This window comes from Chromobacterium alkanivorans (assembly GCF_016937655.1).
Classification (GTDB): Bacteria; Pseudomonadota; Gammaproteobacteria; order Burkholderiales; family Chromobacteriaceae; genus Chromobacterium; species Chromobacterium alkanivorans.
On the sequence record NZ_JAFHKL010000002.1, the window covers coordinates 59,995 to 84,090 of the forward strand.

Annotated in this window: 24 protein-coding genes; 9 read left to right on the plus strand and 15 right to left on the minus strand. The window is 66.9% G+C overall.

From position 1 onward, the window contains the following. Positions 1-30 precede the first annotated feature (30 nt). Positions 31-747 carry an ABC transporter permease gene (locus tag JW897_RS04005; protein WP_048415317.1) on the minus strand — a complete coding sequence of 239 codons (717 nt, stop codon included), beginning with the start codon at positions 745-747 and terminating at the stop codon, positions 31-33. Positions 748-1,233: 486 nt separating this feature from the next. Between JW897_RS04005 and JW897_RS04010 the strand changes: the two genes are divergently transcribed. Continuing rightward, positions 1,234-2,115 (plus strand): LysR family transcriptional regulator, encoded by an 882-nt coding sequence (locus JW897_RS04010; RefSeq protein WP_231589316.1) that lies wholly within the window; start codon positions 1,234-1,236, stop codon positions 2,113-2,115. 43 nt (positions 2,116-2,158) lie between these two features. Continuing rightward, positions 2,159-2,929 (plus strand): 3-oxoacyl-ACP reductase FabG, encoded by a 771-nt coding sequence (gene fabG, locus JW897_RS04015; protein ID WP_205465232.1) that lies wholly within the window; start codon positions 2,159-2,161, stop codon positions 2,927-2,929. Between the two features lie 218 nt (positions 2,930-3,147). On the opposite strand, the gene JW897_RS04020 is transcribed toward fabG, so the two are convergent. The 6 genes from JW897_RS04020 to JW897_RS24235 are packed head-to-tail and all read right to left on the minus strand — an operon-like array spanning position 3,148 to position 9,281. Continuing rightward, complete coding sequence (locus tag JW897_RS04020; RefSeq protein ID WP_205465233.1) at positions 3,148-3,579, minus strand: GNAT family N-acetyltransferase; 432 nt, start codon at positions 3,577-3,579, stop codon at positions 3,148-3,150. Beyond that, complete coding sequence (locus tag JW897_RS04025; RefSeq protein ID WP_048415321.1) at positions 3,576-4,499, minus strand: EamA family transporter; 924 nt, start codon at positions 4,497-4,499, stop codon at positions 3,576-3,578. Before JW897_RS04025 ends, JW897_RS04020 begins: the two co-directional genes overlap by 4 nt. Next, on the minus strand, positions 4,496-5,773 hold the full coding sequence (locus JW897_RS04030; protein ID WP_205465234.1) for an aspartate aminotransferase family protein: 1,278 nt from the start codon (positions 5,771-5,773) through the stop codon (positions 4,496-4,498). The genes JW897_RS04025 and JW897_RS04030 overlap by 4 nt, the downstream gene beginning before the upstream one ends. Further along, complete coding sequence (locus tag JW897_RS04035; protein WP_205465235.1) at positions 5,757-7,247, minus strand: hypothetical protein; 1,491 nt, start codon at positions 7,245-7,247, stop codon at positions 5,757-5,759. Before JW897_RS04035 ends, JW897_RS04030 begins: the two co-directional genes overlap by 17 nt. Before the next feature lie 33 nt (positions 7,248-7,280). After that, a complete protein-coding gene (locus JW897_RS04040) occupies positions 7,281-8,282 on the minus strand; it encodes a hypothetical protein (RefSeq protein ID WP_048415323.1) in 1,002 nt (333 codons plus the stop codon). 9 nt (positions 8,283-8,291) lie between these two features. Next, entirely contained in the window at positions 8,292-9,281 is a 990-nt protein-coding gene (locus tag JW897_RS24235) for an iron-containing redox enzyme family protein (protein WP_205465236.1), read from the minus strand. Positions 9,282-9,877: 596 nt separating this feature from the next. On the opposite strand from JW897_RS24235, the gene JW897_RS04050 reads away from it, so the two are divergent. The 6 genes from JW897_RS04050 to JW897_RS04075 all read left to right on the plus strand — a co-directional run bounded on the left by JW897_RS04050 (position 9,878) and on the right by JW897_RS04075 (position 16,103). Then, complete coding sequence (locus tag JW897_RS04050) at positions 9,878-11,473, plus strand: ABC transporter substrate-binding protein (RefSeq protein WP_048415325.1); 1,596 nt, start codon at positions 9,878-9,880, stop codon at positions 11,471-11,473. A gap of 315 nt (positions 11,474-11,788) precedes the next feature. Further along, positions 11,789-12,442, plus strand: a complete 654-nt coding sequence (locus tag JW897_RS04055; RefSeq protein WP_205465237.1) for a GntR family transcriptional regulator — start codon at positions 11,789-11,791, stop codon at positions 12,440-12,442. 13 nt (positions 12,443-12,455) lie between these two features. Beyond that, positions 12,456-13,127 (plus strand): DUF2848 domain-containing protein, encoded by a 672-nt coding sequence (locus tag JW897_RS04060; protein WP_205465238.1) that lies wholly within the window; start codon positions 12,456-12,458, stop codon positions 13,125-13,127. After that, positions 13,124-14,455, plus strand: coding sequence for an amidase (locus tag JW897_RS04065; RefSeq protein WP_205465239.1), 1,332 nt, complete (start codon positions 13,124-13,126; stop codon positions 14,453-14,455). The genes JW897_RS04060 and JW897_RS04065 overlap by 4 nt, the downstream gene beginning before the upstream one ends. Positions 14,456-14,472: 17 nt before the next feature. Further along, the gene (locus JW897_RS04070; protein WP_205465240.1) at positions 14,473-15,795 is read left to right on the plus strand and encodes an MFS transporter; all 1,323 of its coding nucleotides are present in this window, start codon (positions 14,473-14,475) and stop codon (positions 15,793-15,795) included. Further along, on the plus strand, positions 15,792-16,103 hold the full coding sequence (locus JW897_RS04075) for a DUF1484 family protein (protein WP_205465241.1): 312 nt from the start codon (positions 15,792-15,794) through the stop codon (positions 16,101-16,103). Before JW897_RS04070 ends, JW897_RS04075 begins: the two co-directional genes overlap by 4 nt. 62 nt (positions 16,104-16,165) lie before the next feature. On the opposite strand, the gene JW897_RS04080 is transcribed toward JW897_RS04075, so the two are convergent. Further along, the gene (locus JW897_RS04080; protein ID WP_205465242.1) at positions 16,166-17,176 is read right to left on the minus strand and encodes an arginine deiminase-related protein; all 1,011 of its coding nucleotides are present in this window, start codon (positions 17,174-17,176) and stop codon (positions 16,166-16,168) included. A 291-nt stretch (positions 17,177-17,467) separates the two neighbouring features. On the opposite strand from JW897_RS04080, the gene JW897_RS04085 reads away from it, so the two are divergent. Next, complete coding sequence (locus JW897_RS04085; protein ID WP_205465243.1) at positions 17,468-18,376, plus strand: aspartyl/asparaginyl beta-hydroxylase domain-containing protein; 909 nt, start codon at positions 17,468-17,470, stop codon at positions 18,374-18,376. Positions 18,377-18,383: 7 nt separating this feature from the next. On the opposite strand, the gene JW897_RS04090 is transcribed toward JW897_RS04085, so the two are convergent. The 7 genes from JW897_RS04090 to JW897_RS04120 are packed head-to-tail and all read right to left on the minus strand — an operon-like array spanning position 18,384 to position 23,957. Then, on the minus strand, positions 18,384-19,367 hold the full coding sequence (locus JW897_RS04090) for an amidohydrolase family protein (RefSeq protein ID WP_048414530.1): 984 nt from the start codon (positions 19,365-19,367) through the stop codon (positions 18,384-18,386). Positions 19,368-19,395: 28 nt separating this feature from the next. Beyond that, positions 19,396-19,959 carry a 3-hydroxyanthranilate 3,4-dioxygenase gene (gene nbaC / locus JW897_RS04095; protein ID WP_082159003.1) on the minus strand — a complete coding sequence of 188 codons (564 nt, stop codon included), beginning with the start codon at positions 19,957-19,959 and terminating at the stop codon, positions 19,396-19,398. Between the two features lie 31 nt (positions 19,960-19,990). Continuing rightward, entirely contained in the window at positions 19,991-20,407 is a 417-nt protein-coding gene (locus JW897_RS04100) for a RidA family protein (protein WP_048414529.1), read from the minus strand. After that, entirely contained in the window at positions 20,407-21,183 is a 777-nt protein-coding gene (locus JW897_RS04105) for a 2-keto-4-pentenoate hydratase (RefSeq protein WP_205465244.1), read from the minus strand. Before JW897_RS04105 ends, JW897_RS04100 begins: the two co-directional genes overlap by 1 nt. Continuing rightward, positions 21,180-22,199 (minus strand): 4-hydroxy-2-oxovalerate aldolase, encoded by a 1,020-nt coding sequence (gene dmpG / locus JW897_RS04110; RefSeq protein ID WP_048414527.1) that lies wholly within the window; start codon positions 22,197-22,199, stop codon positions 21,180-21,182. Before dmpG ends, JW897_RS04105 begins: the two co-directional genes overlap by 4 nt. A gap of 10 nt (positions 22,200-22,209) precedes the next feature. Then, a complete protein-coding gene (locus JW897_RS04115) occupies positions 22,210-23,148 on the minus strand; it encodes an acetaldehyde dehydrogenase (acetylating) (RefSeq protein WP_205465245.1) in 939 nt (312 codons plus the stop codon). Then, positions 23,145-23,957 carry a fumarylacetoacetate hydrolase family protein gene (locus tag JW897_RS04120; RefSeq protein ID WP_205465246.1) on the minus strand — a complete coding sequence of 271 codons (813 nt, stop codon included), beginning with the start codon at positions 23,955-23,957 and terminating at the stop codon, positions 23,145-23,147. The genes JW897_RS04115 and JW897_RS04120 overlap by 4 nt, the downstream gene beginning before the upstream one ends. Between the last annotated feature and the right edge of the window lie 139 nt (positions 23,958-24,096).

Below are 24,096 nucleotides of genomic sequence, written 5' to 3' on the forward strand. Positions count from 1 at the left end.
GCCGGAACGGGCGACAGGGGGGTGTTCGGATCAGGCCAGGCCGCGGGCGGCGGCAAGGCGGCCCAGACCGGCCAGCGTCAGGTCCAGCGTCAGCGCGATCAAGGCGGTGCCGCCGGCGCCCAGCAGCAGCGCGGTGTGGTTGTTCAGGTAGATGCCGGGGAAGATCAGCTCGCCGTAACTGCTGGCGCCGATCAAGAAGGCCAGCGGCGCGGTGCCTACGTTCAGCGCCAGCGCCACGCGCACGCCGGACAGCATCACCGGCAAGGCGTTGGGCAATTCCACTCGCCACAGCCGCTGGCGCGGGGTCATGCCCAGCGCGTCGGCGGCTTCCAGCAGCGCCGGCGGCAGGCCGGCCAGGCCGGCGTAGGTGTTGCGCACGATGGGCAACAAGGACGCCAGGAACAGCGCCACGATGGCCGGCGCGTCGCCGATCCCGATCAGGGCCATCGCCAGCGCCAGCACCGCCATCGGCGGCAGGGTGTTGCCGATATTGAAAATCTGCATCCAGTGCTCGGCGCTGCCCCTCAGCCGCTGACGGCTGAGCAACACGCCGCTGGGCAAGCCCACGGCCAGGGCCAGCGCCATGGAGACGCCCACCAGATAGAGATGTTGCCGGCCCAGGTAGATCAGATCTTCCCGGTACTCGGTCCATACGGCTGGGCTTACACCGTAAATCAATCCCGCCGCCGCTACGGCGACCAGGATCAGCCCGATCATGCTGCGCTTGCTAAACGCTCTTTTGTGCATCTGCGTCCTCCTTGGCGAAGGCAATGGCCGGCAAGGCCACGGCGATCCGCTGTAATGATCGCGACAACTAGAGAGCTGCCAGTAAAAAGACATCCGGCGCGGGCCGGACATGAGGTGCGTTCAACGCGGGGCTCGACGGCGCGAAACCGTCGATTTTGAGTGGCGCGGTGTGCGCCTGATGAAAAACCTAATAAGTTATAACACTGTTTGTATCGAACATGCAAATTTTCTAATGTTCGAATCCGCACTTGACAGACAAGGACAAGGCATTGAAAACGCAATCTTTCTTTTTCATGGCGTCAAACCAAATGGATAATCCGGCCGCCCTGCGCCAACCCGCCCTATAAGGTACGCGCGCGTTGGCCCGGCTCGCCGACCGCGGACGCCGTCCCAACGGCCACTTGCCGGCCTCCCTTCCCGGGGCCACAATGCGCTGTTTCGCCAGTTGCAATAATCACGGCAAAAAATATGGACCGATTGCATTTGATGACCGTATTCATCGCGGTGGCGGAGGCGGAAAGCTTCGCCGGCGCGGCGCGCAAGCTGGGCATGTCGCCGCCGGCGGTGACGCGCGCGGTGGCGGCGCTGGAAACGCGGCTGCAGGCCCGGCTGCTCAACCGCAGCACCCGCCATGTGCGCGTCACCGAGGCCGGCCAGCGCTATCTGGAGGACGCGCGCCGCGTGATCGCCGCGGCGGACGAGGCGGACGAAGCCGCCTCCGGCGGCAACGCGCCGCCGCGCGGTTTGCTGACCGTTACCGCGCCGGCGCTGTTCGGCCTGCGCTACGTGATGCCGGGAATCAACGATTACCTGCGCCGCCACCCCGAGGTGACGGTGGACGCCTTGCTGCTGGACCGGGTGGTCAATCTGCTGGAGGAAGGCGTGGACGTGGCCGTCCGCATCGGCGAGCTGCCGGACTCCAGCCTGCGCGCGCTGCGCGTCGGCCAGGTGCGGCGAGTGCTGTGCGCGGCGCCGGCCTATCTGGCCGAACGCGGCGTCCCGCTGTCGCCGGCGGATCTGCAGCGGCACGCGCTGATCGCCTCGCGCGGCGTGGGCTCCTGCCACGAATGGCGTTTCAACGACGGCGGCAAGCCGCTGAGCGTGCGCCTCAAGCCCAGGCTGACCGTCAGCAACAACGAGGCGGCGATCGCCGCCGCGGTGGCCGGCCTCGGCGTCACCCGCCTGCTGTCCTATCAGGTGGCGCCGCAATTGGCCGCCGGCCAATTGCTCCCGCTGCTGGCCGACTACGACGACGCCGGCCAGCCCATCCACCTCCTGCATCAGGAAGGCCGGCTGGCCTCGGCCAAGACCCGGGCCTTCATCGAATTGATGGCGGAGCGGCTGCGCGGCCATCCCGAGCTGCGCTGACGCCGCCCTCCCCCCGTACCCCCTCGCTCAAGGAGACCTAACCATGTTGACCCCGCTCAAGGACAAAAGCGTACTCATCACCGGCGGCACCGCCGGCATCGGCCTGGGCCTGGCCCGGGCCTTCGCCCGCGCCGGCGCGCGCGTGGCGATCAGCGGCCGCAGCCGGGACAAGCTGGACGCCGCGCTGGCCCGCCTGCGGGCCGAAGGCCTGAGCGCGGCCGGCCATGTCGCCGACGTGGGCCGGCCCGAGGACGTCGCCCGTCTGCTGTCGGAGACCGCGCGGAACGGCCTGGACGTGCTGTGCTGCAATGCCGGCGTGTTCCCGTCCGCGCCGCTGGAGAGCATGAGCGCGGAGGAATGGGACCAGGTGCAGCACACCAATGTGCGCGGCAACTTCCTCTGCGTGCAGGCGGCGCTGCCCTATCTGCGCCAGGCCGAATACGGCCGCGTCATCCTGACCTCCTCCATCACCGGCCCGGTCACCGGCTACGCCGGCTGGAGCCATTACGGCGCCAGCAAGGCGGCCCAGCTGGGCTTCATGCGCAGCGCGGCGCTGGAGCTGGCGCGCGACGAGATCACCATCAACGCGGTGCTGCCGGGCAATGTGCTGACCGAGGGGCTGCGCGAACTGGGCGAGGACTATCTGGACAAGATGGCGGCGGCGGTGCCGTTGCGGCGGCTGGGCAGCGTCGACGACATCGCCAACGCCGCGCTGTTCTTCGCCAGCAAGGAAGCCGGCTTCATCACCGGCCAGACGCTGATCGTGGACGGCGGCCAGGTGTTGCCGGAGTCGCTGGACGCGCTGGCCGGCTAAGAACCTGTTTACGATCTGCTGCGCGTCGGCGATACGGCGTTAAAAACCGCTTCGAAATGCTCATGTACCACGCGTACATTCCGCTTTCTCAGCGGTTTTCGCCTTGCCTCGCCTTAGCTCGCGAGATCGTAAACACGTTCTAAGAACCGCTAACAAAACCGCGCGGCGCGCCTCAGCCAAGGCGCGCCGACGCAGGATCAGGGGTTTTGTTAGCGGGCCTAAGCCTGGTAGACCTCCGGCCGGTGCAGCTCCATATAGCGCTCGGGATGCTCCAGCGCGGCGAAGCCGAACGGCCGGTAAACCTCGTGGGCGTTGGAGGTCACCAGCACGATGCGCCGCAGCCGGGCCAAGGCCGGCTCGGCGGCGACGCGCCGCATCAGCTGCCGGGCGTAGCCGCGGCCGCGATGTTCCGGCGTCACGAACACATCGCACAGATAGCCGAAGGTGGCCATATCGGTCACCACGCGGGCAAAGCCCACCTGCCGGCCGTCCAGGTAGGCGCCGAAGCACAGCGAGCCGGCGATCGCCTGCTCCACCGTGGCGCGCGGAATGCCCTTGGCCCAGGGCGCGTGATCGTGCAGGAAAGCGTGGATCAGCGCCACGTCCAGCCGGTGCTTGTCGGTGGAGATTTCCAGTTCGCTGTCGCTCATCGCGGCGCGGCTCCCTTGCCAGGCTGAACCCGCGCCGCCAGCCAGGCGCGCGCGGCGTCCAGCTTGCCGGCGTAAGTGTTCAGCGCCAGCGCCGCCACGATCAAGGCCGACGCGACGATGCTGAGCGCGTCGTAGCGCTCGTGCAGGATCCAATAGCCGCCCAGCAGGCCGAACACCGGGCTGAGCAGCGAGAACGGCGCCACCAGCGTGGCCGGATACAGGCTGAGCAGCTTGCCCCAGCTGCCCAGCGCGAACAGCGTGCCGATCAGCGCCAGGAACAGCAGCGCCAGCGTGGCGCTCCAGCCGAAACCGGCCAGCGCGCTCCAGGCCGCCGCCGGGCCGCCCTCCAGCGCGAAGGACAGCAGCAGCAAGGGCAGCGGCGGCACCAGGCTCATCCACACGGTGAAGGCGAACATGTCCACCTTGCCGGCGCGCTTGAGCTCCACATTGCCCCAGGCGAAGCCGGCCGAGCCGATCAAGGCCAGCGCCAGCGGCAGCAAGGGCAAGGCGTCCTGATAACGGGCGTAACCCAGCAGCAGCACGCCCAGCAGCGCCAGCGCCATCACCGCCTTTTGCAGCCGGGAGCGCGTTTCGCCCAGCAGCAGGCTGGCCAGCAGCAAGGTGATGAACACCTGCAACTGGGCCAGCACCGACACGATGCCGGCCGGCATGCCCAGCTTGATGGCGGAGAACAGGCCGGCGAACTGGATCACGCCCAGACACAGCCCGGCGCGCAGATACCAGCGCCAGGGCAAGGGCGGCCGCGAAAACCACCAGGCTCCGGCGGCGAACACCACCACGAAGCGCAGCGCCGCCAGCAAGAGCGGCGGGCATTCGGTCAGCCCTATCTTCACCACGATGAAGCTGAGGCCCCAGATGGCCGCCACCAGCACCGCCAGCAATACGTGTCCAAACTTCATGATGTCGTCGCCTCTTGTTCCAGCGCGGCGATCGCGCGCCGGCAGGCTTCCAGGAAAAAATCCAGCTCCGCGTCCGTCACGTTCAAGGGCGGCAGCAGGCGCAGCGCGGCGGCGTCGTGCGCCGCCGGGGCCGTCAGCGCGCCTTCTTGCAGCAATTGCAGCCACAAGAGGCCGGCGGCGGCCTCGCCCAGCCGCTCTTGCGCCGCCGGGCCGGCGCGCAGCGCCAGCATCAGGCCCATGCCCTCCAGCTCGAAACCCTCCAGCCCGGCGCCGCGCCAACGCCGCCGCAGCGCCTCGCCGCGCTCGCGCGCCCGCGCCGGCGCGTCCAGCCGGCGCAGCAGGCCCAGCATGCGCAAGCCGCAGCTCAGCGCCAGCCTGTTGCCGCCAAAAGTGGAGCCGTGGATCTTGGCGCAGCCGGGCCGGGCGAACACCGCCTGGTAGACGTCTTCGCGAAACAACAGCGCCGACACCGGCAGCACGCCGCCGCTCAAGCCCTTGGCGACAATCAGCAGGTCCGGCGCCGGTGCGCCCAGCGCCTGGTAGGCGAACCAGGCGCCGCAGCGGCCCAGCCCGGACTGGACCTCGTCGTAGATCAGCAAGGCGCCGTGGCGGCGGCACTGCTCGGCCAGCTCCCGCAAGTCCTCGCCGCGCCAGGCGCGCGCGCCGGCGCTGCCCTGCACCGGTTCCAGCAGCACCGCGGCCACGTCGCCGCGCGCCAGTTCCGCCGCCGCCGCGGCCGGGTCGCCCCAGGGCAGGACCGCGCAGTCCTCGCCGCGCGGCAGGCCCTGGCGCCAGAAGTCGCCGCCGGCCAAGGCGGTAGCCTCCAGCGTCAAGCCGTGGAAGCCGCCGTCGAAGCTCAAGGCGCGCCGGCGGCCGCTGGCCATCCGCGCCAGCTTCAGCGCGCCCTCCACCGCCTCGGCGCCGGTGCTGGCGAACAGCGCCTTGCCGTCGGCGAAGCCGGCCAATGTCAGCAGTTCCGCCGCCAGATCGCTAGCCAAGCCGGAAAACCCCAGCGGATGCAGATTGGGCGCGGGATCGAACAGGTCTTCGGCCAGGCCGGCCAACAGCTCACGCGGCCGGTGGCCCAGCGCCGCCGCGCCGTAGCCGGCGACGAAGTCCAGCCAGCGCCGGCCGTCCTCCAGCCGCAGCCAGCCGCCCTCCGCCTCCAGCGCCCTGGCGTCCAGCCCGCATTGCCGCAACACCTCCAGCCAGGCCGGATTGACGCTGGCGGCGTAGGCGGCCTGAGCCGCCGCGCGCTCAGCCGGCCGCGGCATAGCGGTCCAGCGAGCAGACGGCCAGCTGCGCCTGCGGACCGTAGAAGTCCGCCACCTGGTCCATCGCCCGCAGATTGAGCTCCAGCAGATAAGCCAGATTGGACAGCGCGCGCTGCTGCGTCAGCGGCGACAAGGCGCTGATTTCGCGGAAGAACAGCCGGGACAGCGCGGCGTGGTTGAGCTCGAGGTTGAGGTCGTCGTGACGCTTGGCCACCCGCTGGTAGTCGGCGCGGAACTCCACCAGCGACTCCAGCCGCTCGTGCACCGGATTGTCGACGCCCAGCATGCCCTCGGTGACCATGATGGAGCTCAGATAGCCGATAGGGTCATAGCGGCCCAGCACGGTGAAGGCGTCGACATAGGCCTGGAACAGCGGCAGCGGCAGCGCCTGGTCCAGCCAGGCCGGCGGCACCCCCAGCGCTTCGCAGGTGGCGCGCTCGTAGACTTCGTGGCCCAGCTCTTCCTGGAAGTAACGGTAGACGCGTTGCTTCAGCGGGCTGCGCAGCCGTTTGGTCATCAGCGGCGCGATGATTTCGACGAAGCGCTGGGTGACGTGGTATTGCTCGATGAACAGCCCCTGCACCAAGGGGCCGAAGCCGGCGTCGGCGGCGTTCACCCGGCTCACGTAGCGGGATTCGCCCAGCTCGGCCAGGCCGTCCAGCGCGAATTGCTCGGCGCGGCGCATGAAGTTGACGCCGCTGTCCACCGCCGACGCCGGTTCGCGATGGACCAGCCGCCGCCGCGCCTGCGGCTTGGGCGCCAGCAGCAACAGGTCCGTCAGGCACAGCAGATAGGCCTCCAGATGCGCCGGGCAGTAGAAGCCCTCGCTGGCCGGGTCTTCCTCCGTGCCGGCCTCGCGGCGACTAAGCCCGACGAAGCCGGCGCCGTCGGCGAAACCGTTGAGCACCCGCCGCCACAGCGTCAGCGCCTGCGGCAGATTGTCGGCCAGGTACAGCTTTTGCAGATAGAAGGTTTGCAGCGCGAAATTGTCGCGCCACTCCGGCGCGCCCGCGTCGTCGATGCAAAAGGCGTCGGCCTGCGGCGCCGGCTCGTCCAGCAAGCGCAGCATGCTCAGCACCACCGGCGCGTAAGCGCCGCGCGCGTCGGCGGCGGTGGCCGCCAACAGCTTGTCCACGCAACGCCGGGTCAGCGCGCTCCACTGCCGGCGCTGCCGCTCCAGCGCCGCCGGGTCCGCCGGCGCGTCGCGGATCAGCGACAAGGCGTCCAGCTGCTGCGCCAGCGACAGCTGCCACGACGGCGCCGAGCCTGCGTGGATGTCGAACCAGATCTCCGCGTCCGGATTGGCCATCGCCAGCACGCTGTCCAGCACCCGGCCGCCGTCCACGCCGGAAAACTGGATTTCGTACTCCTTGGCGTCCGCCGCCAGCACCACGGTCTGGCCGTCGTCGGCCAGGTGGGCGCTGAACGGCACCAGATGCGGCGCGCGGTAATGCGTGACTTGCCAGGCTTCCATCGCGGTCTCCTTCGGCTGCCGTCGCCGGGCGGGCTACAGATAAAGCCGCGGCATCAAGGCGTCCGGCCGGCTGTAGTATTCGACGATTTCCTCGTCCTGCAGCGCCATGGTTTCTATGGTCAGCACCAGGTTCTTCTCCACCACCAGCTGCTCCTCGCGGCTGATGGCGCTGATGTCCTGCAACAGTTCGGCGGTGATGTCGTCGTGCCCCAGCGTGTCGTTGAGGTAGGCGTGGCGCAGCAAGGGCTCCCAGAAGCCCTTGTCCAGGCCGGCGCGCTCGCAGCAACGCACCAGCGCGCGGTTGAACTCGTCGCCGGGCATCTCGAACAGGAACAGCACGCTCTTGAACGACAGCAGGTGCTGGCGCGCGAACACGCCCAAGGCCGCGCACAAGGCGAAGGTGGACGGCAAGGGCTGCAGGTGGTCCAGCCCCTCCACCTCCATGTCCACGCTGGCCAGGCTCTCGGCCAGCATCTGGTCGTGGTCCAGTTCCGACACCAGGAAGCGCTGGATGCTGCGCTGGTTCTGCCGGCTGTCAGCGTGCGACAGCGCCGAGGCGATCAGGCCCGGCGCCGCGCGCACCAGATAGTAATACTCCAGCGCGTAGCCGATCAGCACATTGCGCGGCGCGCTGCCGTCGGACAGCATGCCGTACAGCCGGGAATGGCCGCGCTTGCGCATCGCCCGCTGCGCCAGATTGCGCAGCCGGGTGTTGAATTCGCAGCCGGACAGCGCGTCGTCCGGCAAGGCGAAGCTAGCCTCGGTCACCAGCCCCAGCCGGTCCAGCTCCTCCAGCAGGCCGGGAATGGTCCCCGCCAGTTCGGGGTGGGCGGCGCGCAGCGCCGACATGCTGGCCGGCGCGCGCTGCAGATCGTCCAGCAGCGCCAGCAATTGCAGGCGGCCCTCGTCGGCCACTTGCAAGTCGCAGGACTGCTCGCGGTACAGCAGGGCCACGCCGCCATCCTGCGGCTGGATTTCCACCCCGGGCCGCAGCGCCGGGCAATGAAACAGATCATGAGTGCCGGGTCCGTGCATATTGCCTCCTCAGTAATGCTCGATGCGGCGCAGCAGGGTGTCGGCGTGCAGGTAGTGCCGCCAGACCGCGCTGTAGAAAGCGTCGTAGAGTTCGACGAACAAATGGGTTTGCGCCAGCAAGCGCCGCGCCGTCTCCTGGTCCACCACCGGAATCTGCGCGAAGATCTTGCGGGTCAGGCTGCCGTGCTCGCCCTTCAGATTGATGTCCGAGTGCGCCTTCACCGGGCGCAGGAAGTCCGCGTCCACGCCCAGCCGGTAGGCGGCGTCCAGGAAGGAATCCTGCCGGATGTCCTTGCCCTCCAGAATGCCCAGCGTGGTGAAGAAGAACAGCGGATCGTTGTGCGACCAATAGGCCAGCGCGTTGCACAGCGCCATGGTCTGCGGCAGGGGCACGGTGTGGGCCAGGTCCTCCCGGCTGATGCCGATGCGGTTCAGCGCCTGCAGCAGCAGTTCGTCGTGGCCGTACTCCTCGGCGAAGAAGGCGTTCATCGCCAGCCGCGCCTGGGTGTTGGGCACATAGGACAGCACCGGCGCGTCGAAATAGCTTTCGCGGAACAAAAAGTGATAGTTCTCGATCACCATGCCGTGGAACACCCGCTCCGGAATGTCTCCCGGCTGGCTGGCGCTCTGACAGTGGGTCCAGAACGGATTGCGGTACAGCGTCTGGTACAGCAGGCGGTTGGACAGGTCTTCCACCTCCAGCAGCACCTCCAGCCCGGTCTTGCCGCGCGCCGGCGCCAGCGGACGGATCACGCCGTAGTTCTCCAGGCTGACCAGCAGGCGCCGCACTTCGTCGGCGGATTGCCGCGGCAGAATGCGCTCCGCGTCCCGCTGGCTGCAGCCGCGTGCCAACCGCGCCATCAGCTCGCCGACCTCCTCCGCGTTGGCGAGGCCCGCGGAAATCTCCAGTTCCTCGTCGCCGGCGGTCTTGACCACCAGCGGCGACTGCGAAATCACATCGCCGTTCAGGCAAAAACGAAGATCGGAAGGATGGGACACGAGGACGTCTCCTCTTTAAAGATGAGAGCGGCCGCCGGCAAGCCGGCGGCGCGGAATCCGGATCGGTCAGGGCTTCGCGCCTGAAACGGCTACCCCGTCCATACCCGATTACAAGTGGACCGGCACCAGGACCGGACGCGGATTGCGGGGTTTGACCACAACCACCGCTTCTTGCGTGCTGGCTTGCATTTGGCTCTCCTTGGCTTTACAGAGAAAACAAAAACGCCCTTTTGCAGGCATCCCTATCTTATGCCTGCCGCCGCGCCGCAGAAACGCCTGGAAACTGACACAAATAACTGTTTTTAAATGTCATTTTTAAAATGAGCCGGCGGCGGCGTCAGCGCGGATTGCGAATGCGGACGCGGCTGCGCCGCAGCGCACGATTGACGCCGGGCGAACAATCTATATGCTGGCAGGGTCTTCCATTTCCCGCCCCCGGCGCTTGGCCCGGCGTCAAACGCTCATTCCGTGCGCATGCCGGCCCGCCGCAAGGCGGGGATTGGACAGATGGACAAATAAAGCCCACAAGGGCCCGCCAAGCACTGTTGAAGCCGGCGCACGCCGCCCTTCATCGCTCTGCAAATAGGGAAATAGAAATGAAAACGATCCAAGCGCAATTGTTGGCCGCAGCCTGCTGCGCCGCTTTCGCCGCGTCCGCCCAGGCCGCCGGCACCCTGGTCTACTGTTCCGAAGCCAGCCCGGACGGCTTCGACTCCGCCCAGTTCACCTCCGGCACCACCTTCGACGCCGCCGGCCACGCGCTGTTCGACCGCCTGGTGGGCTTTGAGAAGGGTTCGACCAAGGCCATTCCCGGCCTGGCCACTTCCTGGAGCGCCTCGCCCGACGGCAAGGTCTACACCTTCAAGCTGCGCCAGGGCGTGAAGTTCCACACCACCGACTACTTCAAGCCGACGCGCGACTTCAACGCCGACGACGTGGTGTTCACCTTCATGCGCATGTTCGACAAGAACCACCCCTTCCGCAAAGCCTACAACGCGGAATTCCCCTACGCGGTGGACACCGGCCTGGCCAGCAACGTCAGCGCGGTGGAGAAAGTGGACGCGCAGACGGTGCGCTTCGTGCTGAAGGCGCCGGACGCCGACCTGGCGATCAAGATCGCCATGCCCTTCGCCTCCATCCTGTCCGCCGAGTACGCCGATCAGTTGCTCAAGGCCGGCCGCGCCGCCGACATCAACCAGAAGCCGGTGGGCACCGGCCCCTTCATCTTCAAGCGCTACCAGAAGGACGCGCAGATCCGCTACGCCGGCAACAAGGCGTACTGGGACAAGGGCGCGGTGAAGGTGGACAATCTGGTGTTCGCCATCGCCACCGACCCTTCGGTGCGCTACCAGAAAATGAAGGCCGGCGAATGCCAGATCATGTCCTACCCGCGCCCCAGCGATCTGGCGGTGATGAAGGCGGACCCCAAGCTGAAGATGCTGACCGCGCCCGGCTTCAACATCGGCTACCTCAGCTACAATATGGACAAGCCGCAACTGCAAAAACGCGAGGTGCGCCAGGCGCTGGACATGGCCATCAACCGCCAGGCCATCATCGACGCGGTCTACCAGGGCCAGGGTCAGGCCGCCAGCAACCCCTTCCCTTCCTCGCTGTGGTCCTACAACAAGAGCCTGAAGAACGCGCCCTACAATGTGGCCGCCGCCAAGGCGCTGCTGGCCAAGGCCGGCTACCCCAACGGCTTCGAACTGAGCTTGTGGGCGATGCCGGTGCAACGGCCGTACAACCCCAACGCCAAGCTGATGGCGGAAATGATCCAGTCGGACTGGGCCAAGATCGGCGTCAAGGCCAAGATCGTGTCCTATGAATGGGGCGAATACCTGAAGCGGATGAAGCGCGGCGAGCACGACGCCGGCCTGATGGGCTGGACCGGCGACTACGCCAGCCCGGACAACTTCCTCGGCGTGCTGCTCAGCTGCGAGGCGGTGAACGGCTCCAACTACTCGCGTTACTGCAGCAAGGAGTTCGACGCGCTGGTGGTCAAGGCCCGCACCCTGAACGACCAGGCCGAACGCGCCAAACTGTATTCGCAGGCGCAAACCATCTTCAAACGCGACCTGCCGTGGACCACCATCGCCCACTCCATCGTCAACCAGCCGATGCGCAAGGAGGTGAGCGGCTTCAAGATCAGCCCCTTCGGCGATTACGAGTTCAGCGGCGTCAGCGTGAAGTAAGCGCGCCAGCGGGCGCCGCCCTCGCGGCGCCCGCTTTGTCCCTCAAGGCCTTCGGCGCCGCTTCTCAGCCCGCCGCCGCTGCGGCGACGCATTGTCGCATCCGTCCCGTTCAGCCTCTTCCCCTCCGCATTCATCGTCCCGCCTCAGCCTAGAGCCTGTTCACGCGTATCCCGCGCGGCCATGCCGCCTTCCTGGCGGCGACGCCTATCAACGCCCCTGAAATCAAGCCCAGCCCCTGCGAGACCACGCTCGCTTGCCTTCCGCCATCTGATCGATCAGTGTTCATTCACTTACCATTCACGGGCGCAAATCAAGATGACACTCATCTCAAGCGGCGCTGCGCAACGAGAATCAGCCTATGCGGAAATCAAGCGCCGGATCATTCATTGCGAAACGGAGTTCACGCCCGGCGCGGTGCTGAACGAGTCCCGCATCATGGAGTTGCTGGCGCTGGGCCGCGGGCCGATCAATCAAGCCTTGCATAGGCTGGAAGTGGAAGGATGGGTGTCCATCCTGCCCCGCAAGGGCTTGTTGATCGCATCGCTGTCGCTTGACCAGTTGATGGAGATGGCCTCCGTGCGCGCGCTGAATGAAGTGTTCTGCGTCGGACTGGCGGTCAACAACGCCAGGGACGACGAGATCGCCGCGATGCGGCGCATCGTGGAACGCTCGCCCCAGCTGATCGCCCAACGCGACATCGCCGGCCTGGTCGCCCTGGATCTCGCTTTCCACATCGCCATGTCCGCCGCCTCGCGCAACGGCACATTGGCTGAATTGCTGCGCGCCTTGCACGAAAAACAGGCGCGTTTCTGGTTCCTGTCCTTGTCCGCGCCCAGCCACCTGGAGCAGGTCTACCGCGAACACCTCGCCATCGTGGAGGCGTTTGAACGCCGGGACGCGGTGGCCGCTCAGGCATTGATGCAACACCATATCGAAGAATTCAAACGCAACACCACACGCCGCATCTAGCAAGGAGACCGCCATGTTGGAACTTCATATTGTTGGCCAAGGCCCGCTTAAGTTTTCCCCTGCGCAATTGATCATCGCCGGCTGGACCGGGCGGGATCGAGCCGCGGTGGAACATCACATCCGCGAGTTGGAGGCGCTGGGCGTGCGCCCCCCGGCGAGCACGCCCTGCTTCTACCCCCTGTCGCACCAGCTGCTGACCACGGCCGCCGAACTGGAAGTGCCGCGCGCGCATTCTTCCGGCGAAGTCGAATGCGTGCTACTGGCCGACGCCGACGACTTGTACGTAGGCGTCGGTTCGGACCACACCGACCGCCAGGTAGAGGCTTACGATGTGACGGTTTCAAAACAGATGTGCGCCAAGCCTATCGGCTCCCAGCTGTGGCGCTTCGACGAAGTGCTCCCGCACTGGGATCAACTGCGAATGCGCAGCTGGCGCAGCCGCAACGGCGCGCGCGAGCTTTACCAGGAAGGCAGCGTCGCCAGTCTATTGCACCCGCTGACCTTGATCGAACGTTATGGCCAGGGCCAGCCGCTGCCCGTCGGCGCCGTGCTGTTCGGCGGCACCTTGGCGGTGAAGGCCCCCTTGGGCCACGGCGACGCGTTTGAACTGGAACTGCACGACCCGGTGCTGGGGCGGAGCCTGCGCCACGCCTATCGCGTCAAGGCGCTGGAGGTGGCGGCATGAATCCGACCTTGATGCAGTTGCACCAGGCCTTGCGCCAGGGCCGCACCAGCAGCGTAGCGTTGACTGAGCGCGCGCTCGACGCCATTCGCCGTCATCAGGAGGGCGGCGGCGTCGCCTTCATTCAGGTGGACGCGGAGGCCGCGCTGGCCGCCGCCCGCGGCATCGACGCGGCCAAGCGCTATCCTTCCCCGCTCTCCGGCATCCCGCTCTCGGTCAAAGACCTGTTCGACGTCCAGGGCCAAGTCACCACCGCCGGCTCCTTGGCGCTGAAGACCGAGCCTCCGGCCGCGCAGGACGCGACCGCGGTGGCCAGGCTGCGCGCGGCCGGCGCGGTGCTGCTGGGCCGCACCAATATGAGCGAGTTCGCTTACTCCGGCCTGGGGCTTAACCCGCATTACGGCACCCCGCTCAACCCCGCCGATCCAGAGCGCATTGCCGGCGGCTCCAGTTCCGGCGCGGCGGTCGGCGTGGCCCTGGGCTTGAGCGCCGCCGCGCTGGGCACCGATACCGGCGGCTCCTTGCGCATCCCCGCCGCCTTTTGCGGCTTGACCGGCTTCAAGCCCACCGCGCGGCATGTGCCGCAACAAGGCTGCCTGCCCTTGTCCCCGTCGCTGGATTCAATTGGAGCGCTCGGCCGCTCGGTGTCCTGTTGCACGATCCTGGACGCCGTGCTGCGCAAGGGCCGGATTCCCGCTCTCGCCCAAAACGAAGCCCCGCTCCTGGGCAAACACAGGCTGTACGTCACCGAAGACTACGTTGCCGATCAGCTCGACCCCGCCGTCGCCCAGGCGTTCAAGCAAGCGCTGTCCCGCCTGTCCAATGCCGGCGCCAAAATCGTCCGCTTCGACTTCCCCGAGCTGAGACAGATTGCCGACATCAACGCCAAGGGCGGGATCGTTGCCGCCGAGGCTTGGCGCTGGCACCAGGAACGGCTGCAAGGAGAAAACGGCCACGCCTACGATCCGCGCATCGCCCGCCGCATCCGCGCGGGCGCCAGCCAAAGCATAGCCGAGTATTTGGACACGCTAGAACGACGCCGCGCCTTGCAAGCCGCCGCCACTCGGCGTCTGTCCATGGCCGACGCCTGGCTGATGCCCACCGTGGCGATACGCCCTCCCAAGCTGGCGGAACTGGTGGACGACGACGCTTTCACCCGGGCGAACAGCCTGGTCTTGCGCAACACCAGCATCGTAAACCTGCTGGATGGCTGCGCCCTCAGTCTGCCTTTGACGCCGCAGATCGGCCTGAGCGTGTGCGGGCTGTTCGGCCGCGACAATCACATCCTGAAACTGGCCGCCGGCATTGAGCGCGCGCTGGCGAATACATGACAAGAAGGAGAACGACAATGGACAAGTCCCTGCGCGTAACGCCCAAGGAGCGCGAGAGCGCCTACCGCAAAGCGACCTGGCGGCTCATCCCCTTCCTGATCCTGCTGTTTATCCTGGCGTGGATAGACCGAGTGAACATCGGCTTCGCCAAATTGCAGATGCTGAACGACTTGCGGTTCAGCGAAGCGGTTTACGGCTTGGGCGCGGGCATTTTCTTCATCGGCTACTTCCTGTTCGAAGTGCCCAGCAACCTGTATTTGGAAAAGATCGGAGCGCGCAAGACCTTGGCGCGGATCACCATCTTGTGGGGCGCCATCTCCATGGCGATGGCTCTGGTGCAGACGCCCGCCCAGTTCTACCTGCTGCGCTTTCTGCTGGGAGCCGCCGAGGCTGGCTTTTTCCCCGGCGTGGTGCTGTATCTGACCTACTGGTTTCCCCTTGCCCGGCGCGCGCGCATCAACGGCCTGTTCATGACCTCCTTCGCCATCGCCGGGGTGATAGGCGGCCCGCTGGCCGGGCTGATCATGTCCAATATGGACGGCTTAAACCAATGGAGGGGCTGGCAATGGCTGTTCATCGTGGAGGGCGCGCCCTCCATCCTGGCCGGCCTGGCGGTGCTGCGCTACCTGCCGGAAACACCGGCTGGCGCCGGCTGGCTTAGCCCGGCGGAGCAAGCGGCCATTCGCCAAGACATCGCGGCGGATCAGCGTGACCCCAACAAGCAATCCTCGCTGAAAGCGGCTTTCACCAGCCCCTATGTCTGGCTCTGCGCCGCCATCTATTTCTGCATCGTCAGCGGCAACGCCACCATCGCCTTCTGGTCCCCGTCCATCATCAAGGAACTGGGCATCCAGGGCACGCTCAACATCGGCCTGATTTCGGCGCTGCCCTTCCTCGCCGGCACCATCGCCATGGTCTGGAACGGCGCGCACTCGGACAAGACCGGTGAACGGCGCATGCATTGCGCGGCGGCGACCTTGATTGCGGCGCTGGGGCTGGTGCTGACCGCGGCGCTGCTGCACAGCACCTGGCTGGCGCTGCTGGCGCTGACGCTGGCTTCCATCGGCATTCTGGCCGCCTTTCCGGTGTTTTGGTCCCTGCCTTCGCTGTTTCTGACCGGCACCGCCGCCGCCGGCGGCATCGCCCTGATCAACTCGGTGGGCAATCTGGCCGGCTTCGTTGCGCCGTACATGATCGGCTTCCTGAAAACCGGCACCGGCAATTTGAGCGCGGGCTTGTACTTTGTCGCACTGTTGGAAGCGGCAGCCGCGGTGCTCATTCTCCTCTGCATCAAAAAGTCGCCGCAAACGGGCCTGACCCCGCAGGAGGCCCAAGCGTGAGCCAGAACCAACTCCCCGTCATGGAGCAACTCAAACAGCTGAGCCAGACTCTGCTCAACGCGTCGGACCACGCCGCGCTGCCGAAGCTCGGCCAGCAACTGGCCCAGCAATGCGCCCAAATGGATGCCTGTCTGCTGCAGAGCCTGATCGAGCTCCACGCCGCCCATACCGGCCTGCAAGCCATCCTGACCCTGCTGCAACACCGCGACGAGCCGCTGCTGTTCAGCAGCGATGAGGCGGCGGCCTTGCTGGAGCCGGTGCAGCAGCGCCTGCATCATGGCGTGAACGGCCTTAATCTCCTGGTTTAAGCCTGTCCGTCCCCGGCAACGAGGAGGCGTTTAACGCCTCCTCGTTGCCGATGGGGCAAGGGCTAGCGGACGCGCGGCAGGAACAACTCGGCCAGCATGCAGCGGCAACTGCCGCCGCCCACCGCCTCAATGGTGGGAATGGGATTGACCACCGGCTGGCCATGGCGCTCCAGCGTTCTTTGCTGCGCCGGCGTGAAGCCGTTCCAGGCCTGCTCCGACATCGCGATCAGCGGTTGGCCGCTGGCGCCGCGCAGCTGCAGGATATTGCCGCAGAAGCTGCTCTCCACCTGGGCCAGGCTGATGTCCACCACCTCGTGGTGCTCACCCAGCGCGCTCAGCACTTGCCGCCGCTGCTCCGGCCGATGCAGGCTTTCGGAACAGATCACCGCGAAGCCCTCGCCCACGCTCATCATCACATTGGTGTGGTAGATGGGCACGCCGCGGCTGTCCACGGTGTCGAAGAGATGCACCGCCTCCAGGCCGCGCCGGCGCGCGTAACGGTAGAGCGCGCCCGGATGGCAGCGCTGCGAACGCGCCGCGTACACGCGCTTGCGCGGATGGTCGAACACCATCACCCCGGTGCCTTCCAGGATCAACTCCTCCTCCAGCGGATGGCCGGCCCACACCACCTGCTCCACCTCGTAACCGTGGCTCAGCAGCAAGCGGCACAACTCCTCCACCCGCCGTTCGCGGCGGCGGTTCAGCGTGTGCATAGGATAGACGTGCAGGCTGCCGTCGGCGCTGGTGCTGAACCAGTTGTTGGGAAACACCGCGTCCGGCGTCGGATAGCCGTCCGGGCTTTTTTCCAGCACCAGCACTTCGACGCCGTGGTCGCGCAGCCGCTGCGCCATGGCGTCGAATTCGGCCAGCGCCCGCGCGGTGACCTGGGCCGGCGGCAGTTGCAAGCGGTGCTGAAACACATTGTCGGCGCCGGTCTGCTCGTTGAAGGCGAAGTCGTGGGGGCGCGCCATCACGACGGCGCGGGCCAATTGGCCCTGTCTGGCGCGGAGCCAGAGCGGCTCCAGATTTTCTTGCGCCGGCGCGTCGGCGGCGGCGATGGCTTGGTCTTGCATGGCGGGGACTCTGTCGGGTGGGTGGTTTGACGGCCGCCCGCGGGCGGCAAATCATTCTACTGACAGTACGCGTTCCGGCCATGCCGTAAACATGACGCGAAACATCAAACAAGCGACATGCCCGCCGGCATTGCGCCCGCAGCCCCCGCTCTTGAGCTCCGTCCTTGAATGGCTGGCCGGACGACGCTCGGCGTCATTCGCGGCAGAATTCCGCTAAGCTATCCCAACTACCAGTCGTTCAAAATCGGTATTTGCTTGAAATTGAGCATATTCATGCACAGCGAGCCCCATATGCCGTATATCAAACTCTCCATCCTCCTCGTTTTCGCGCTCTGTACCGTTTACATTCATTATCGCGGCCGCCAAAGGCTGGGCTTCTGGCGCCAGTTGACCGATCACTCCACCTTCATGGCGCCGATCAACTGCTTCTGCTACCTGTTCTCCACCTTGCCGGCCCGCCCCTACCTGCCCTTGCAGCAGTTCCCGGAGCTACGGGCGCTGAACGACAACTGGCAGCGCATCCGCACCGAGGCGCTGGCCCTGTCCAACGACGGCGAGATCAAGGCGTCGGAACGTTACGACGACCTGGGCTTCAATTCCTTTTTCAAGACCGGCTGGAAACGCTTCTATCTGAAGTGGTACGACCAGCCGCACCCGTCGGCGGCCAGGCTGTGTCCGTACACCACGGAATTGCTGCAAGGCATTCCCTCGGTGAAGGCGGCGATGTTCGCCAGCCTGCCGCCGGGCAGCCGGCTGGTGCGCCACCGCGACCCTTTCGCCGGCTCGGTGCGCTTCCACCTGGGCCTGTCCACGCCGCAGAGCGAGGCCTGCTACATAGAAGTGGACGGCCAGCGCTACAGCTGGCGCGACGGCGAGGCGGTGCTGTTCGACGAAACCTATCTGCACCACGCCGAGAACGCCACCAAACACCAGCGCATCATCCTGTTCTGCGATATCGAGCGCCCGATGCGCTTCCGCTTCGCCGCCTGGTGCAACCGTCTGATCAGCCGCCTGCTGCTGGGCGCCGCCAGCTCGCCCAATCAGGACGGGGACCGCACCGGCGCGCTCAACCGCCTGTTCCGCTATGTGCAGGCGGTGCGGCTGTTCGGCAAGCGCATCAAGGCGCAGAGCCGCGTTGGCTACTACGCGCTGAAATGGCTGTTGTTCGGCGGGCTGTTGTTGGGCTGGCTGCTGAGCTGAAGCGCCCTTATAGATTGAAGAAAGCCCGCGCATTGTCCGTCAGCAGCCGCCGGCGGATCTCCGTGTCCGCCACCGTGTCGCGGATCAGGCCGCCCACCGTCTGCTCGCCCAAGGGAAACGGCGCGTCCGAACCCAGCATCACCCGCTCCGCGCCCATGGTGGCGATCAGCAGCTGCAAAGCGCCCGGATCGAAGATGGCGGAATCCACGTAAAAGCGGTCCAGATAGCTGGACGGCCGTCGCGGACAGTCTTCGCGCACGATGTCGCGCTGCTCCCAGGCGTTGTCCACCCGCCCCAGCAGATAGGCGAAGCTGCCGCCGCCGTGGGCGAAGCAGATTTTCAGGCTGGCCGGCAGCCGTTCGAAAGCGCCGGACAGGATCAGCGACAGAATGGCGAGCTGGGTTTCCGCCGGCATCGACACCAGCCAGGGCAGCATCCAGCGCTTCATCCTCGCGCCGGCGCCCATCATGTCCCAGGGGTGCACCAATAGAGGGATGTTCTCGGCTGCGCAGTGGCCCAGAAACGTCAGCAAGCCTTCATCGTCCAGGTCCCGCTCGCCGACGTGGTTGCCGATCTGCACGCCGACATGGCCGGCGTCGCGGGCGCGGCTGGCTTCGCGGCAGGCGGCGTCGATGTCCTGCAGCGGCACTTGCGCCAGCGCTTTCAAGCGTTGCGGCGCGACGGCGGCCATCTCCAGCGCGCGGTCGTTCATCAGTTGCGTCCACGGCAAGGCGCGCTCTATCGGCGCGGCGTAGGCGAACATCACCGGCGTCGCGCACATGATCTGGATGTCTATGCCTTGCTCGTCCAGCCAGGCCAGCCGGCGCGCGCCGTCCCACAGCGCGTCGTGCACCGGCCGGAACGGCTGGTCGCCCACCATGATCTGCCCGTTGCGGCCGGAGGTTTCCAGCCAGGGCCCGCGCCGCGGGTCCAGCCGGGCCGCTTCGGCCTGGCTGATCCGCGGGAAGAAATGGGAGTGGATGTCTATCATGGCGGGGTTTCTCAGTTAGTGGTATTTCTCAATGGCTGGACCGCTGCCGCAGCTCATGCCAGGCGGCGTAATCCTTGCCCGGATGGACGGTGCCGCAATGGCGGCAGCGGCGTTCGTCCTCGCTCAGCGCGTAAAACAGCTGATAGGCCTTGGGCAGGTCGTCCACCAGACTGTCCAGCTGCTTGGAGAAGCGCCAGACCTCGGTGGCGCAGACAGGACAGTACCATTGCAGGCTGTCGTGCTCGCCAACCGGCCGCGGCTTCTCCACCAGCAGGCACAGGCCGGGTTCCGGCCGTTGCGGCGAGTGGATGACATGGGCCGGCAGCAGGAAGGCGTCGCCCTCGCGCAGCTCGATGCGGTCGAAACGCCCGCGGTCCCAAATCTCCAGGTAGGCGTTGCCCTGGATCTGGTAGAAGATTTCCTCGGTGGGGTTGTCGTGAAAATCGGTGCGGGTGTTCGGACCGCCCACCATATTGATGATGTAGTCGCCGTCCGGCCAGATGGCGGCGTTGCACACAGGCGGCTTGAGTTCGCTGTGATTGCGCTTTGCCCAGTCCAGCAGATTGAGCGGCATGCCGTATTGCAGTTCCATCTCACTTCTCCTTCCCTAGTGGTCACTCCGTCTAAAGCGGTTTGTAGGCGATCGCCTTGATTTCAATACGCAGGTGCGGATGCGGCAGCTGATGCACCGCCACCGTGGTCCGCGTCGGCCCCTCCTCGTTGAAGTACTCGGCGTAAACCTGGTTGTATGCGGCGAAATCGTTCATATCCACCAGGTAGGCGCAGATCTCCACCACATCGGCCAAGCCGGCGCCGGCCGTGGCCAGGATGTCGCGGATATTTTCGATCACCGCCCGGGTTTGCAGAGCGATGTCCAAGCGCGTCGCGCCCATGGCGTCGGCTTCGGCGCCGACTATGCTGTTGTCCGGCCGCCGCGAGCTGGTGCCGGAGACAAAGAGGAAATCGCCGGCCCGCTTCAGGTGCGGAAAGCGGCCGCGCGGCACGGCCTTGCCGCTGACGGTGGTGGCTTGGGTGCTCATCAGGCGCTCCCGCTGGTTTCAAATTCGCAACGGCCCAGGCCGGCGATCTCCACGCCGACGTGCAGGCCGGCGCGCAGCGGCTCCGCCGCGGTGGCGGCGCCGGCCAGCAGCAAGGAGCCCGCCGGCAGCGAGCCTCCCGCCGCGTGGAGCAGCGCGGACACCTCCATCAAGGCGCGCAGCGGCTGGCCCAGGATGGCGGCGCTGCTGCCCAACTGCACCGGGCGGCCGTCAAAGCGCAGCGTCACCCCCAGATTGTCCAAGGGCGTGTCCGGCGGGCTCAGCGGGCCGACGACGAAATGGGAGGAGGAGCAGTTGTCCGCCACCACGTCCTCCAGGCTGAAACGGAAGTCGCGATAACGCGAATCGATGATTTCCAGCGCCGGCGCCACGCCGGCCAAAGCCAGTCCGGCCTCGGCCAGGGACAGCGGCCGCGAGATCTCCTGCGCGGTGACGAAGGCGATTTCCGGTTCCACCCGCGGATGGATCAAACGCATCAGCGCCAGCTCGCCGCCGTCCGCCAGTTGCATCGCGTCGGTCAACTCGCCCCAGATCAGCGCGTCCACGCCCATCTGCACGCGTTTGGCGCGGCTGGTGAAGCCCAGCTTCAAGCCCAGCGCGCGTTCGCCGCGCTGCTGGCGCAGTACAATGCCGGCCTGCTGGATGCGGTAGGCCTGCGCCAGATCGAAGGCTTGCCGCGCGCTTAGTTGATCGACGGCTTCGCCGGTTTGGGTCGCTATGTCCAGTTCGCGAGCGCAGGCTTGAATGAAGTCGGTCATGCCGCGCCCCCCTTGGCCTTGAGCAAGTCCAGCGCCACGTCGACTATCATGTCCTCCTGCCCGCCCACCATGCGGCGACGGCCCACTTCCAGCAGGATGTCCAGGGTTTTCAAACCGTATTGCCGCGCCGCCGTTTCCGCGTGGCGCAGGAAGCTGGAGTAGACGCCGGCGTAGCCCAGCGCCAGCGTTTCGCGGTCCACCCGCACCGGGCGGTCCTGGGTGGGCCGCACCAGGTCGTCGGCGGCGTCCATCAGCCGGATCAGGTCGCAGCCGTGGTTCCAGCCCAGCCGCTCGGCGGCGGCGATGAACACTTCCAGCGGCGCGTTGCCGGCGCCGGCGCCCTGGCCGGCCAGCGAGGCGTCGACGCGGCGGCAGCCCTCTTCCACCGCCACGATGCTGTTGGCCACGCCCAGCGCCAGATTGTGATGGGCGTGCATGCCGGTTTCCGTCTCCGGCCGCAAGGCGTCGCGCAAGGCGCGGAAGCGGTCGCGCACCTCTTGCATCAGCAAGGCGCCGCCGGAATCCACCACGTAGACGCAGTGGGCGCCGTAGCTTTCCATCAGCTTGGCCTGCTCCGCCAGCCGCTGCGGCGTGGTCATGTGCGACATCATCAGAAAGCCGACGGCGTCCATGCCCAGTTCGCGCGCATAGCCGATGTGCTGTCTGGCGATGTCGGCCTCGGTGCAGTGGGTGGCGACGCGCACGATGCGCGCGCCGGCGTCGTAAGCGTTGCGCAAGGCGCCGACGGTGGCGATGCCGGGCAGCAGCAAGGTGGCGATCTTGCTCTTGCTCACCGATTCGGCCGCGGCGGCGATCCACTCGACGTCGCTATGGGCGCCGAAGCCGTAGTTGAAGCTGGAACCCTCCAGCCCGTCGCCGTGCGCCACTTCGATGGAGTCGACGCCGGCGGCGTCCAACGCCGCGGCGATGGCGCGCACCTGGGCCAGCGAGTAGCGGTGCCGGACCGCGTGCGAGCCGTCGCGCAGGGTCACGTCGGAAATATACAGTTTGTCCATGCCGGGCTCCTCAAGCTTGCAACAGGCGGGCCGCGACGCGTTCGCCGCAGGCCATCGCCGCCGATGTCATGATGTCCAGATTGCCGGCGTAGGCCGGCAGATAGTGGGCCGCGCCTTCCACCTCGATGAAGACCGACACCTTGAGCCCGCCGCTCTGCGCCAGCTCCGGGTAGGCCGCCAGCGCTTCCGCCGGCAGCGCCTCGAACTGCACCTCCTGTTTCAGCCGGTAGCCGGGCACGTAGGCGCTCACCTTGTCCGCCATCGCGGCCACCGAGCGCGCGATGGCGTCCCGGTCCGCCGGCGCGGTCAGGCAGAACACCGTGTCCCGCATCATCAGCGGCGGCTCCGCCGGGTTGAGGATGATGATGGCCTTGCCGTGGCGCGCGCCGCCGACGCCGACAATGGCCTGGGCGGTGGTTTCGGTGAATTCGTCGATATTGGCGCGGGTGCCGGGACCGGCCGATTGGCTGGCGATGGAGGCGACGATCTCGCCGTAGAACACCGGCGTCACCGCGGCCACCGCGGCCACGATCGGGATGGTGGCCTGGCCGCCGCAAGTGACCATATTGATGTTGGGCGCGTCCAGATGCGCGTCCAGGTTGACCGCAGGCACCACATAGGGGCCGATGGCGGCCGGCGTCAGGTCTATCACCCTGACGCCGCGCGGCCGCAGCAGCTGCTCGTGGTGGGCGTGGGCGCCGGCCGAGGTGGCGTCGAACACCAGGCGGATGTCGGCGGCCCCAGGCAGGGCCAGCAAGCCTTCCACGCCCTGATGACTGGTGGCCAGGCCCAGGCGCCGCGCGCGGGCCAGGCCGTCGGAATCCGGGTCTATGCCTATCATGGCGGTCAATTCCAACTGCTTGCCATGACGCAATAGTTTGATCATCAGATCGCAGCCGATGTTGCCGGAACCGATGATGGCCGCTTTGACGCGAGCGGGATGGCTCATGAGGATGCTCCCTGAAGTGAGGCGAAGCGGGCCGACACTTCGCCCAGGCCCTGGATGCGGGCGGTGAACACATCGCCGGCGCGCGCCGGCGCCATCGGTCCCAGCGCGCCGGTCAGCACGATGTCGCCGGCCTTCAGCGGCTCGCCGCGCCGCGCCATCGTGTCGGCCAGCCACAGCGCGGCCAGCAGAGGGTTGCCGAGACAAGCCGCGCCGGCGCCCACCGAAACCGGCTCGCCGCGCAACTCCAGCGTCATGCCGCAGCCGAGCAGATCGACGTCGGCCAGCCGCCGCGGCCGGTTGCCCAGCACGAACAGGCCGCTGGACGCGTTGTCGGCGATGGTGTCGCTGATGCGGATGTCCCAGCCGGCGATGCGGCTGTCCACGATCTCCAGCGCCGGCAACACCGCGTCCACCGCCCGGAACAGATCGGCCAGCGTATGCTTGTCATGGTCCAGATCGCGGCCCAACAGCAGCGCCACCTCCGCCTCGATCTTGGGCTGCAGCAGGCGCCGGCTGTCGATCTCCTCGCCGTCGCACAGCGCCATGTCGGCGAACAGCCGGCCGAAATCCGGCTGCGCCACGCCCAGCTGCCTCTGCACCGCCAGCGAGGTCAGGCCGATCTTGCTGCCCACCAGCCGCCGGCCCTGGGCCTGGGCATGCAGAACGTTCAAGGTTTGCACCTGGTAGGCGGCGTCGACGTCCCCCTCGCCGAGCAGGCCGCGCACCGGAGCGCAAGGCTGGCCGGTGTCGGCGGCGCGACGCAGCTGCTCGGCGGCGGCTTGCAATGTGGATGGTGAAGCTGGACTCACGGCTCTCTCCTTAATCAAACGGTCCGGCGCGGCCAAACCGGCCGTATCAGTGGGACGCGTTCCAGTCTATGGGCCGGCTCGATAAGGAGAAAATGAATATACGGGCTTCTGCTATTCCCTAAAGTTATGCCATAGTCTT